We start from the raw sequence: 13,798 nt of genomic DNA on the forward strand, positions 1-13,798 counted from the left end.
TCCGGATCGTCGAGCCGTGCGAGCAGGCCCAGCAGCGTGCTCTTGCCGGCCCCCGTGGGGCCGACGATCGCGACGAAGCCGCCCGCCGGGCAATGCAGGTCGACGCCGTCGAGCAGCGTCGCGCCGGTGGCCGACCGGTAGCCGACGCGCACCGCGTCGACGCTCGCATCGTGTACCGGCGTGCCGCGCTCGGGGCTATCGAAACGCGGCGCATGCAGCACCGCGAGCACGGTGTCGAGCGCGCGCCAGCCGCCGCGCAGCGCCTGGTCGAGCTGCGTGAGCTGCGCGAGCGGCTCGATGAAGCGCACGAGCAGCACGAGCACCGCCACGGCCGTCGCGGCATCGAGCCGGCCGGCGGAGACGGCCCATGCGCCGCCGACCAGCATCGCGACGAACACGCCCTGCACCGCGCCTGCAAAGCCGAGTTCGATCGGCAGCGAGCGCCGCATCAGCGCACGCGTGCGGCGATGCTGCTCGTCGAACGCGTGCTGCAGCGCCGCGCGTGCGTCGCCTTCCTGGCCCGCGAAGCGCAACAGCCCCTGATGCGCGGCGAAGGTCTGAAGCTGCACGGCCATGTCGCGATCGCCGGACGCGCGCGCCTGTTCGAACGCGAGCGTCCGTGTGCCGCCGCGTTCGAGCAGCGCGAACAGCAGCACGGCCGCGGCCGCGAGGCACAGCGCAATGCGCCAGTCGATCCACGCGAGCCCTGCGACAACCGCAAGCGGGGTCACGACCGCGCCGATCAGCGGCCCGAGCAGGTGTGCTGGTATCCCCATCGCCTGCATGACCGGCCCGCGCAGCAGCCCGGACGGATGACGGTCGCGCACGGCCTGCCACGACGCGATGCGCGGCAGGTGCCGCACGAGGCGATCGACGAGGCCGGCCGCGAGCGCGCCGCCCGCGCGATAGCCACCGCGCTGCGCGACGTACAGCACGAGCGCGTGGCACAGCGTCAGCGCGCCGAGCGCGATCGTCCAGTGCAGCACGGCCGCATGCACGCCGGCGAACCATGCGCGGATCAACGGCACGAGCAGCAACCCGCACGCGCCGTCGAGCAACGCGGCAGCCACCGCCCAGCCAACCCCGCGCCACAGCGCGCGGCGTGTTTCGGATGGCAGGCACTGCAAACGTTTGAGCGATTTCATCATCATGCGGCCTCCCGGCCTGCGACACCGCGTTCGCTCCATAGCCGCGCATACAGCCCGCGCGCGGCCAGCAGCACCGCGTGCGTGCCGCGCTCGACGATGCGGCCGCGATCCATCACGAGAATCTGGTCCGCATGCCGGATCGCATCGAGATCGTGGCTGACGATCACGCGGGTGCGCATGTCGCCGCGCAGCGCATTGCGCAACGCGCGCCCGGTTTGCGGATCGAGCGCCGAGGCCGGTTCGTCGAGCAGCAGCAGCGGCGCGGGCGACAGCAGCGCACGTGCAATCGCCAGCCGCTGCAGTTCGCCGCCGGACAGCCGCACGTCGCGCCCGCACACGCAGTCGTAGCCGCCTGGCAGGGCTTCGATGCGTTCATCGAGACAGGCCGCGCGTGTGGCCGCACGAATCTCATCGTGATCGGCGTCGGGCCGGTAAAGCGCGATGTTCGCGGCAATCGTCACGTCGAGCGCCGCGGCTTGCTGGAACACCATCGCGACCTGCTCGCGCCGCGTATCCGACGCGAGCAGCCGCAGATCGGCGCCGCCGAGCCGCACCGTGCCGCGGTCCGGATCCATGAAGCGCGCGAGCAGCATCAGCAGCGTGCTCTTGCCCGCGCCCGACGGCCCGACGATCGCGGTGGTCGTGCCGGCCGCGATCGTCGCGTCGATGTCGCGCAGGATCGGCGTGCCGTCGATGTCGACACTCACGCCGCGCAGCTCGATCGACGCATCGCGCGGCACCTGTGCGGCGCCATCGGCTGGCTCCGGCAGGCCCGGCAGTGCGAGCAACGCATCGAGGCGTGCAGCGGCCGCGCGCGCTTCGCGCAATGCATCGGCACCGTGGCCGAGCGCACGCACCGGCGCGGCGACCGCCCAGATCAGCAGCGCGAACGCGCACAGTTCGCCGACCGGCAAGCGGCCGGCCGTCAGCCACATCGCGCCGAGCACGACCCACGCGAGCAGAAACGGTGTGCCGAGCAGCACCTGCGTGCAGGCGCCGGGCCCGCCGACGCGGCCGACCCACGCTGAAAACGCCTGTTCGAAGCGCCCGGTCGACGCCAGCGCAGCCGCCTCGATACCCGCGCCCGGGTACTGCCGCACGAGCGCCGGGTTCTGCGCCAACTGTGCGTAGTCGCCCATCAGCTGTTCGAGTGCCGCATTGCGGGCAGCGACAGCCGGTGCGAACCGCGCCGAACGCATCCAGCGAAACAGCGCGGCGCCCGCGACGAGCGGCACGAGCGCGAACGCGAGCAGCGCGGGATTCAGGTAAAGCAGACACGCGAGCGCCGCGCACGGCACGACAATCAGTTGCGTGACATCGGCCGGCGCATGCGCGACGAGCTGGTGCAGCGCGCGCACATCCTGGTCGACATGACGCGAGACGCGGTCGCTACCCGCACGCGCGAACCAGCCGAGCGGCAAGCGTTGCAGATGATCGGCGAGGCGCCTGCGCAAGCGGTCGGCGAGATCAGCGTCGACGCGGTGTGTCAGGTGCAACGCGATCGTCTGGCCGCCCAGCCAGCACGCGCCGGCCACCACGGCCGCGACAAGCCAGCCGCGTGCCGTCGCGTCGAGCTGCGCGGTCGCGCGCCATGCATCGGCGACACGACCGAGCGCGAGCCACGGCACGAGCGACGCGACGCCCGCCAGCGCCTGCAGCACGACCGCCGCCACGAGCGGCACCGCGAACGGCCGCAACATCGAAAGCAACGGCCCTTTCATGCGGCACGCTCCAGCAGCATGCCGAGCGTTGCCGCGCACGCGTCGCCCGGCGGCTGCTCCGGAAAGCCGAGTTGCATGGTCAGTTGCTGCCAGACCCGCGTCACGTCGATGCTGCGCTGGTTGCACGCCTGCAGCCCTTCGCCCGACACGAGCCGATCGACCGCGCGCACGGCCGCCTGCGGCCAGCTGCGCGCATGAATCGCGCCCCACGTGTCGCGCGCATCGTCGCAGATCTGGATGCTCGGCATATCGTCGCCCGTCGCATCGCCGAAAATCGGGAACAGCCCGTCGTCGTCCGTCGCCGGTTCGCGCAGCGCGGGCGCCCACCACAGCGGGCCATGCGGCGACGCGAGCGTCCACGTGCCGGCGTCCGTCGTCAGCGTGATGCTGAACAGCATGCTCATCCGGCCGTCGTCGGCCGCCGCCATCTCGTTGTGCACGCGCAGCGAGACCGGCGTTTCGGCCAGCACCATCGCACATTCGCGCATCGACGACAGCGCCGGCCCGACCGGCTCGACCGACCACGGGCCCACGCCCTGCAGCGCGGCCGCGAGCACGTCGAGCGCCGCGAAACTGGCCTGCACCGAGCACACGACATCCGCATGCATCGGCGCACTCGTTTCACGCAGCCGCCGCGCGACGGCGATGAAGCGAGAGACGACCGGCAGGTTCGGATAGAAGCTGTTGAGCAGGCAGCGGCGGCCATGACGCGACGCGGTGCGTAGCACGCGATCCCATTCGTCTGGCAGCAGCGGATGCTCGATCACGACATCGATCCCGCGTTCGAGCAGTTGGCACGCGAGCGCGGCCCCGTCGGCGCCGCGGGCCGCGCCGCCGACCGCGACGCACGCGACGCGCACGTCCTCGGGCAGCGCTTCCGGACGGTCGAACACGGGCGCGCCGACACGCGCGGCCAGCGCGGCGGTACGCGCGCTGCCTTGCCCCAGGATGCCCGCGACACAATACGCATCGGACGCAGCGAGGCCCGCCGCATAGAACTGGCCGAAGCGGGAGCCGGCCACGACGACCGGCAGCGGATGGACCTTCATTGCGCCTCCTTCAGGCGGGTATCGACGAACGCGGCATTCAGGCAGTCGAAATGACCGCCGGGGATATCGACGGACGTGATGCCGCCGAGCGCCTGCGCCGTCCAGTATTCGGTGAGCGCCGCGCGCTGCTGCGGAATCAGCGGGTTGCAGCGCTCCGGCACGAACAGACGCAGCGCACCCGTGTACGGAGCGTCGCCCGCCCAGTGGCTCGCCTGCACCGAATGCATGAAGAGCCGGTACAGCCGTTCGCGTTCGTCGAGTAGCGGGTGCGCGACCTCGTCCTGCATCGATAATCCGGCGGCCGCGCGCAGCACGCGGCGGCGCAACGCGTCGAGCGGCTCGCAGCGACCGCCGAAAATCTCCAGCTGTGCCTGCAGGCTGCCGGGCGCGAGACGGGCGGGGTCGGCCTTCAACGCGTCGGCGAGTGCGTCGGCCAGCACATACGTTTCCGGAAAACCGAGCGCGTCGAGCGGTAGCCCGAGCGTCGCCGCGAAGTTGAACAGCACGAGCCGTTCGTCTTCGATCAGGTACGGAATCCGGTAGCTCGACACGATGTCGAGCGTGCGCACTTCGACGCCTAGCTGCACCAGCGACTTCGCCATTTCGAGTGCGATCAGCCCGCCCGAGCAGTAGCCGAGCACGTCGACCTCGCGCACGCCGGTGCGCCACAGTGCATCCGCATAGCGCCGGCCGAGCGTCGCATTCAGGTGGCGTGCCGGCAGGTCGAGATAGTCCTGCGCGTCGCGCACCGCGAAGCCAAGCACTGGCCCGAGCCGCGCGAGCGCCGGCATGACCGGACGATAGGCATGCACGGTGCCGAGCCCTTCGTGCACGATCACGCGCGGCACGCCGTCGCCCGGCGCGAGCGGAATCGGCCGCACGTCGGCACGCACGCGGGGCGCAGGCGCATGGATGACCGCCGATGCGTGCGTCGTGCGCGGGGCGGCCGGTGACGGTGCGACCGACGGTTGCTCGCCCGCATCGCGCAAGCATTGCGCGAACGCGGCGGGCGTCGGTTGCGCGAGCACCCAGCGCAGCAACCGGTCGAACGGATGCGCTTGCGCGAGCGGTTCCTCGCCGCGCAGCCGCGACACGAGCTGCGCGATCAACAGCGAATCGCCGCCCGCAGCGAAGAAGTCCTGATCCGGCGTGACGTTGCGCGTATCGAGCACGGCTTCCCACAAGCCGATCAGCCGCGCCAACAGCGGATCGGCGCCGGTCTGCGCGTGGACCGGTCGAGCGGCCGCCGGCTCCGGTTCGCGGATGTCGGCGATGCCGGCCAGCGTACGGCGATCGATCTTGCCGTTCGCGGTCACGGGCAGGCGGTCGAGCACGCGCAGTTGAGACGGCACCATGTAGCCCGGCACGCGCTCCGCGACGAACGCCAGCAGCACGTCCGGCGCGATGCGCGCCGCGCCGCGCTTCACGTGCGCGAGCAGGATGTCGTAGCCGAGCGCGTCGAGCGGCGTGCCGGGTGCCACGCAACCGAGCGCACGATCGCCACCCTCCGACTGCAGCCACTCGAGCCACTGCGCGCGCGGCACGAACAACCGCGCCGACTCGGCACGCGCGTCGTTCGGCGTTTCCATCATCAATCCCTGGCTGATGCTGATTTCCGGATGCTCGGTCGTCAGTTCCTGGATCACCCACCACGCGTCGGCCGCCGACAGCGCACGCAATCCTGTGATCAACGCGACCGTGTCGCGCGCATTGTTCAGCGCGCCGGAGCTGATCGTGACGTCAACGGAATGCGGCGCGATGCCCTGCGCATCGAACGGCGCGTTCATGTCGAACCGCACGAACCGCATCCACGGATACGCGGCAAAGCGCTCTCGCGCCGCCGCGAGGAAATAGCTCGACACGTCGCTGAACAGGTAGTCGATCCGTGTGCCCGCTTCGGCCAGCGGGGCAAGGGCGTCGACGATCGCCCGCGTCGCCGCGGCCGTTCCCGCGCCGATCTCGAGGATCCGCCACGGGCGCTGCGGCTCGCGTGCGACGATCGCGCGCACGGCCTCCGCCATCCCTTTGTGCAGTGCGTGCGCATGTTCGCCGTCGCTGTACATCGCGTCGGCGATATGCGATGCGCCTTCCGGGAACATCAGGCCGGCAGGCGACACACTGCCGTCCACCTGCACGTCGATGCATCCGGCGCTGTCGCGGAAATAGTCGACGAGGACGGCCGGCCACAGCTCGGGCGACGCATCCTGCGCAAACGCGTCCCAGCATGCATGCGCGTCGGCATGGCTGGCATCGGGCCGCAGACGCCAGTCGCCTGCTTCGGCATCCGCGCGCAGCACACCGTGCTTGTCGAGCATCGCGAGCCAGTGGCGCAGCAGATGCTGCCGCGCCGGCGGCACGCGCAGCCGTTCGCACAGCGTCGCGAAATCCGTCGCGGCATCGTCGGTCAGCGCGCCTGCCGGCACGATCCACGCGGCCAGCGACGCAACGCAGGCCGCTTCGAGCCGTGCGACCGACCGTGCCACATCCGCGTGTTCGGGCCAGCGCGCGGCGTCGAACGCCGTGCGCACCTGCTTCGCAATCTCGTGCAGCGCGTCGTCCTGTGCGTTCGGTGCCGGCTCCGCGCCGTGCAGCGACGCGAAGCTCGCGAGCCGGCGCTCGGCGCCTTCGCCAAGCACGATCGTCGCGGCCGCGCCGACGAGCGGATGCGCGGTCAGCGCCGCATCGATCTCGGCCAGCTCGATCCGGTAGCCGCGGATCTTCACCTGATCGTCCTGCCGCCCGAGGAATTCGAGCGAACCGTCGGCGCGCACGCGGCCAAGATCGCCGGTGCGATAAAGCCTGCGCCCGTCGCGATGACGGATGAAGCGTTCGGCCGTGCGCACGGGATCGTTCGCGTAACCCGTCGCGAGCCCGACGCCGCCGATATGGATCTCGCCGCGCACGCCGGCTGGGCACGGCCGGCCGAGCGCGTCGAGCACTTCCATCGTCTGCCCGGTCAGCGCGCGGCCGTACGGAATGCTGGCAAGCTGCGTGTCCGCCGCACGGATCGGATGCTCGATCGACCAGATCGACGCCTCGGTCGCGCCACCCAGGCTGAACAGCGCGCTGTCGGACCAGCGCCGCCACCAGCGCGTGGGCAGCGTCACCGGAATCCAGTCGCCCGACCACAGCACGCGGCGCGGGCCCGGCACGTCGAGCGCCGGTTCGCCTTCGAGGTAGTCGATCAGCATCTGCCCTTGCGCGGGCACCGAGTTCCACAGCGTCACGCGATGGCGCACCATCAGCTCGGCCCAGTGCGATGGATCGTTGCCGCGCACCGGATCGGGCAGCACGATGCACGCGCCGCGTGCGGTCGCGCCGAAGAAGTCATAGACAGACAGGTCGAAGCTCAACTCGGCAAGGCCGAGCACCACGTCCCCGTCGCCGACTTCATGACGCGCGCTGATGTCGGCAAGCGTGTTGCACACGGCCGCGTGGCTCAGCATCACGCCCTTCGGTTCGCCGGTTGAACCCGACGTATAGATCACGTATGCGAGCGCGTCGCCGTCGATGTCGCGCGCGGCGCGCGGCGGCCATTGCGGATCGATCGGCAACGTATCGATATCGATGCGCACGCAACCGTCATGTTCGAAATCGAGCGCCTGCACGCTGACGACCGCACGCACGCGCGCATTGCGCAGAATCACCTGTTGCCGCAGCGCCGGCTGGCGGCTGTCGACCGGCACGTACGCGGCGCCCGCCTGGACGATCGCGAGTACGGCAGCAAGCTGGTGTGCGCACTTCGGCATCAGCACCGCAACCGTGTCGCCCACGCCGACGCCGGCCTGTTCAAGCGCGGACCGCAGCGCCGCCGCGTGCTGCGCGACGTCGCGATACGTGCGCGCCCCCTGCGCGTCGATCACCACCGGCGCATCGGGCGTACGCAACGCCTGCGCGGCGAAGCCGGCCGCGATATGCGTATCCGCATCCGGGTGGACATCGGCAACTGGCGCGCCGGACGGCAACACGATATCGCCCGCACGCGACCACGATTCGGCATCAGCGGCGAGGCGGCCCAGCAGCGCGACGTACGCGTCGAACATCGCCGCGGGCATCCCGTCCGGGAACAGGTCGTCACGCACGTCCCAGCCGATTTCCAGTCCGCCGAACTGGTCGGTCACCTGACAGTCGAGCCAGACCTGCGGCGTCTGACTGATCATGTGGAGAGGCGGCTCGGCGCGGCCGGCGTGCTCGCCGAGCAGGCGGCCCACGCTGCCGATGCCGCTCGTGAACACCACCGGCATCAGCGCCGCATCCTTGCCGCGCCGCCGCGCGAGTTCGCGCATCACGTCGACACCGGTAAACGCGCGATGGTCGAGATCGTCGAACATCCGTGCGCCGATCGTGCGTGCGCGTTCGACGAAATCGCGCCCTTGCGTCGCGTCGACCGCCAGCAGGCTCAGTGCGGTGAAATCGCCGAGCACCGCGTCGATGCGCGGATGCACGGGCGGCCGGTTCAGCACCGTCAGGTTCAGGCAGAACGCGGGCGACTGGCTCCAGCGGCCGACGACTTCGGCGAACGCGGCCAGCGCGACACTTGCCGCGCTCAACCCGAAGCGGCTCGCGTGTCCGCTCAGCGCGGCCCATTGCGCACGATCGAGCCGCGCATGCCGGTGCGTGAAGCGCGGCCGTGCGTCGGAACGCATCGCGGGCACCACCGGCAAATCGGGGCGCGCGGGCAGATCGTCGATGCGCGCAAGCCACCACGCCTTGTCGCGCGCATGATCGGCGCGCGTGCCGGCATGGGCTTCATTGACGACGTAATCGCGGAACGTCGCATCGAGCGGCGCAGGCTGCCATTGCGGATCGTCGTAGCGGCGCCGCCATTCGGCGAGCAGCAACTGCAGGCTCGCGTAGTCGATCAGCGTGAAATCGACGGACAGGTGCAGCACCGCGCCGTCCGGCCCGAGGCTCACTTCCGGCTGCAGCACCGGCCAGCGGTCGAGCGCGTGCACCGCGTGGTCGAGGCGTTCGCGCACATGCTTCACATGCGCGTCGAATGCGTTCGCATCGGCTTCTCGCAGGTCATGCACCGCGAGCGGCTGCCAAGGCACGTCGGGCAGCACGCGTTGCCATGCATTGTCCTCGACGATCGCGCGCAGCATCGGGTGCCGCGCAACGCACGCATTCCACGCCGCCTCGAAGCGCACGCAGTCGAGATTCACGGGCTCGCCGTATTCGACGTACAGATGGCATGCATTGCCGCCGAACTCGAACGATTCGTGCCGGCCGAGCACATACGCGGCCTGCACCGGCGTCAGCGCGAACCGCTCGTGCCGGCGCGCCGGATCGCTGCGCCACGCGCCGCCCTGCAGGAAGCGGACGAACGCGTCGCGTTCGGCCTTGATGCGCGCGGCCAGGTCTGCATCGAGCGCGCCGGCCGGCGCGCGATAGCGCAACTGGCCACCGTCGTCGCACCACAGTTCGATCTGGCGTTCGCGGCAAAGATCGAGCACGTCATCGAAGCTCACAGCACGCCCTCCTCGATCGTTGCGACCGGCGCGTCGCCTTCAGCCTGTGAAGGCTGCGCGGCCGATGCTGCCTCGTCGAGCTGCGCGGCGAGACCCGCGAGCGTCGGCTGCCGGTAGAACGCAGCCATCCCGACCCGCACGCCGAGCCGCTCGCGCAGTTGCGCGAGCAGGCGCGTCGCGAGCAGGCTGTCGCCACCGAGCGCGAAGAACGTCGCGTCGCGCGCATTCGCCGGGCGACCGAGCGCGTGCTCCCAGCACGCGAGCAGCGTCGCCTGCCGTTCGTCGGCCGGCACGAACGCATCGTGTGCGGCCGGTGCGTCGCCGAGCGCCCGCGCGAGCGCATCGCCCACCGCCCGCCGATCGATCTTGCCATTCGCGTTGAGCGGCCAGCGCGCGATGCACCACAGTGCATCGGGACGCATCGCGTCGGGCAACCGGTCGCGCAGCCAGTCAGCCAGCGCCGCTTGCCCGGCCGGTTCGCCGACACGGCGCGCGTCGATGCACGCGAAGGCGTTCGAGCGCCAGCTCCGTGAATCTTCCAGCGCAAAGCCGCACGCGTGCGCCGCCGACGCCAGCGCATCGTGCGCAAACGGCCGCGGCAGTGATGCATCGCCGGTCACGCCCGCGACGAGCTCGCGCAGCGGCGAATCGCGCAGCACGTCGGCAAGCAACAAGCGGCCATTCTGCGCAAGCAACGCTGCCGCAATTCGGAACGTCTCTCGCGGATCGTTGCGCAGGTGTGCGGCCGCGAAGCTGATCACGCAATCGAACCGGCCGAGATGACGCGCGGGCAGCAGGCCGTCCTGCATCGCCTGCAGCGTCGGCGCCGTTTTTACAAAGTACGCCTGCGCGTTGTGCAGCAGACCTGGCGACGCGTCGAACAGCGTCACGTCGAAGCGCGGATCGTCGAGCACGCCGAGCCCCGCGTCGAACGATTGCCCGGCACGCGCGTCGAGCACCGCGACCCGCAACGGTTCGGTGCGCGCAGCGGCCTGGGCCTGCAGTGCATCGCCAAACTCGCGCAGCGCGCGTGCGCCATCCGGCAGACGCGTCGCGAACGCCAGCGGCGCGATCCGCGGATCGAGCGGCACACGCTGCGCGGCGCCTTCAGGATCGGCAGCGAGCGCACGCAGCGACCCGGTCACGTCGTCGAGATCGGCGGCATACCAGTCGAGCAGATCGAGCGCGCTGTCGATTGAGATCGATACCGCGTCCTTCGCATGCCAATGCGCGCGCAGCGACGGCGGCCAGCCCGTGTCGCCGTCGAGCAGCCGCTCGGCGACCGCACGCGCGACGGCCGCTTCCGCGTGCACGGTATCGGCAAGGTCCGCTTCCGCGAGTGCGGGCGATGAGGATATTGCATCCGAGGCGCGATCGGCCGGCACGAACGCCGCGGCGATACGCGCGGCTTCGCCGCCGACGACGCTCGCACACGCACCGTCGATCTGCGGATGCGCGGCCAGCGCCGCCTCGATCTCGCCCAGTTCGATCCGGTGCCCGCGCACCTTCACCTGGCGATCCTCGCGGCCCAGGAATTCGAGCGTGCCGTCGGGCCAGTAGCGGCCACGGTCGCCGGTGCGATACCAGCGGCCCGACGCCTGCTGCACGAAGCGCTGCGCGGTCAGCTCGGGATCGTTCCGATAGCCGCGCGCGAGGCTGTCGCCGCCAATCAGCAGTTCGCCCGGCACGTAATCCGGTGCATCGCGGCCGTCGGCATCGACGACGCGATACGCTTGCCCCGGCAACGGCCGGCCATACGGAATCGAACGCCAGTGCGGCGGCACGTCGCGCACCGTCTGCACGTTCGACCAGATGCCGGCCTCGGTCGCACCGCCGAGCGCATGGAAAGCACAGGCGTCGCCGCAACGTTCACGCAGACGCGTCGGCAGGTCGAGGGCGATCCAGTCGCCGGACAGCAGCGCCGCGCGCACGCTGCGGCACGCATCGGCCGCAGCGGGCACCGCCAGCGCCATTTCCAGCAGCGCGGGTGCCGAATTCCACAGCGTCACACGATGCTGCACAATCAGTTCGATCCAGCGCGCCGCGTCGCGCGCATCGTCCTGGGTCGGCAGCACGAGTTCGGCGCCGGCACCGAGCACGCCGAACAGGTCGTACACCGACAGGTCGAAATCGAGCGCCGATACCGCGAGCAAACGGTCTTGCGCACGCACGCCAAGCAGCGCATCGATCGCATCGATCGTGTTGAGCGCCGCCGCGTGCGTCATCTCGACACCCTTCGGCACGCCCGTCGAACCGGACGTGTAGATCACGTACGCGGTGGCCTCCGGCGCCACCGCGAGCGGCGCGGCCAGCGGTTCGTGCCGCATCAGCGCTGCGACACCGAAATGCGGCAGCGGCGCATCGGCGAGCGTCGTGTCGCCGATCGCGGCCTTGATACCGGCCGCGCGTTCGATCAGCGCCTTGCGCGCGGCCGGTTGCGCGATGTCGAGCGGCACGTAGCACGCGCCGGCGGCCAGTACGCCGAACACCGCGGCCACCTGTGCGGGCCCGCGCGGCAGGCTGATCTCGACAGCGTCGCCGTGACCGATGCCGGCCGCACGCAAGCCGCCTGCGATCGCCAGCGCCTGCGCGGCCAGTTCGCCGCGCGTCGTCACTTGCTCGCCGCACCGCAATGCAACGACCGCCGACTCACGCTCGGCCAATGCGAAGAAGTCGGCATGCAGCGTGCGCGTCCGCAAGGGTGCCGGCACCGCATTGAGCGCATCGCGCACGCGCCGCTGCGCGGACGGCAGCTCGACCGCGATCGGCAGCCGCCAGTCGCGATCGCACAGCGCCTGCACGAGCGCGACATACGCGCCGAACATTGAATCGATCATCCCGTCGGGAAACAGGCCGTCGACGCTGTCCCACGCAAGCAGCGCGCCGTCCGGCACGCGATAGAGCTGATGGTCGAGCCACACCTGCGGCGTCTGCGAAATCATGTCGTGCAGATCACCGAACACGTGTGCGAACGCGTCGGGCACGAACGACGCATCGCCGAGATTGCACGAGAACACGACGGGCGCCGCACGCGGCGTGCCCTGCCGGCGCGCATCACGCAGCACGTCGAGCGCCGGATACGCGGCCTGCGCGATCGCGCCATGCAGCCGCTGCTGGAACGCGCGCACCGAGTCAGCCGCGCTCGCGTCGGCGCGCATGTCGCATTCGACGAGCAACAGCGTCGTGAAATCGGCAATCACGCGGCCGAGATCCGGTGCATCGCCATGCCGGTCGAACAGCGGCACGTTGAGCAGGAACGCCTGCCGGCCGCTCCAGCGCGCGAGCACCGCGGCGAACGCCGCGCCGAACACCGACGACAGCGTGACGCCATGCTGCGCGGCCCGCGCCTGCAGGCGCGCGAGTTCGGCCGTGCTCAGCGTATGCGCGACGCGGCTGAAACGCGGCGCGCGGATCGTTTCCGGCGCACGGGCGAGCGGCAGCGCCGGCCCTTCCGGCAGCGTCGCGAGCCGCGCATGCCAGGCATCACGCGCCGCGGCCCGCGCATCGCGCGTATCGGCCGCGCGACGCGCGAGCCAGGCCGGGAACCACGTCGACGGCGCGTCGGGCAACGCGGACGGCTCGGCATATGCGGCGCCGATTTCCTGCATCAGCAGCCGCACGCTGTCCACATCGGCCGCGAGCAGGTCGACGCTCAGCCACACGCGATCCTCGCCGCCGGGCATCTGCACGAGCCCCATCATGAAAACCTGCGCGTGCTCGACGTCGAGACATTCGTGCGACCGGAACGCGCGCAGCGACACCCATTCTGCTTCCGCATCGGCGGCTGTCCTGTCGCGCCAGTCCGCATGCGCGAACACTGGCGCGTCCGGTGCCGCGACGATCTGCTGGCGGCCACCGGTGAAGCGCGCACGCAGCATCGGATGGCACTCGCGCACGTGCCGGCATGCCGCGTCGAGACGAACGGGATCGATCGCGCGGCTACGAAACTCGAGGAACGCGTGACAGCTCACGTTGCCGAGCACTTCGCCGTCGCCGCGGCCGAGCCAGTACGCCTGCTGGACCGCGGACAAGTCGAACGGCGCATGCACGTCGACCTCGACAACTTCGGCAGCCTCGACGCCGGGCACCGCGGATGCGATGCGCGGCGCATTCGCGGGCAGTTCGGCCCACGCGCCGAGCGTCGGCGTGCGCGCGAGCGCATCGAACGTCAGCGCGTAGCCGAGGCGGTTCACGCGCGTCTGCAGATACATCAGCCGGATCGAATCGAGGCCGCAGCTGAGCAGGTCCTCGTCATCGTCGAGCGACGCGATTTCGTCGACGGGCTCGTCGAGCAGCTCGGCGATCATCGCGACGAGCTGCGAGCGAAAGGCTATGGGAGAAAAACTGGAAGGATCGGAATGATCGATTCTGGAATCGACAGCGGTCTGGCTCATGGGCACGCCTTGTAT

The 13,798-nt window shown here is 70.6% G+C and carries 5 protein-coding genes; all 5 read right to left on the minus strand.

Features of this window, described 5'->3' with window-relative positions; genetic code table 11:
* On the minus strand, positions 1 to 1,148 hold a 1,148-nt coding region (locus G3O06_RS29985), incomplete at its 3' end, for an ABC transporter ATP-binding protein (RefSeq protein WP_205818385.1).
* Entirely contained in the window at positions 1,148 to 2,869 is a 1,722-nt protein-coding gene (locus G3O06_RS29990; RefSeq protein ID WP_205818386.1) for an ABC transporter ATP-binding protein, read from the minus strand. The genes G3O06_RS29990 and G3O06_RS29985, both read right to left, overlap by 1 nt.
* The gene (locus G3O06_RS29995; RefSeq protein WP_205818387.1) at positions 2,866 to 3,918 is read right to left on the minus strand and encodes a Gfo/Idh/MocA family oxidoreductase; all 1,053 of its coding nucleotides are present in this window, start codon (positions 3,916 to 3,918) and stop codon (positions 2,866 to 2,868) included. Before G3O06_RS29995 ends, G3O06_RS29990 begins: the two co-directional genes overlap by 4 nt.
* Positions 3,915 to 9,389: a non-ribosomal peptide synthetase gene (locus G3O06_RS30000; RefSeq protein ID WP_205818388.1), complete on the minus strand. Its 5,475-nt coding sequence runs from the start codon at positions 9,387 to 9,389 to the stop codon at positions 3,915 to 3,917. Before G3O06_RS30000 ends, G3O06_RS29995 begins: the two co-directional genes overlap by 4 nt.
* Positions 9,386 to 13,783, minus strand: coding sequence for a non-ribosomal peptide synthetase (locus tag G3O06_RS30005; RefSeq protein ID WP_205818389.1), 4,398 nt, complete (start codon positions 13,781 to 13,783; stop codon positions 9,386 to 9,388). The genes G3O06_RS30000 and G3O06_RS30005 overlap by 4 nt, the downstream gene beginning before the upstream one ends.
* Positions 13,784 to 13,798: the final 15 nt, after the last annotated feature.

Origin of the sequence: Burkholderia sp. Ac-20345 (assembly GCF_017104825.1) — a bacterium.
GTDB lineage: Bacteria > Pseudomonadota > Gammaproteobacteria > Burkholderiales > Burkholderiaceae > Burkholderia > Burkholderia lata_B.

Excerpts from the sequence above, each read along its gene's own strand:
- G3O06_RS29995 (WP_205818387.1), bottom strand. The coding sequence starts at position 3,918 with ATGAAGGTCCATCCGCTGCCGGTCGTCGTGGCCGGCTCCCGCTTCGGC.
- G3O06_RS30005 (WP_205818389.1), bottom strand. The coding sequence starts at position 13,783 with ATGAGCCAGACCGCTGTCGATTCCAGAATCGATCATTCCGATCCTTCC.
- G3O06_RS29990 (WP_205818386.1), bottom strand. The coding sequence starts at position 2,869 with ATGAAAGGGCCGTTGCTTTCGATGTTGCGGCCGTTCGCGGTGCCGCTC.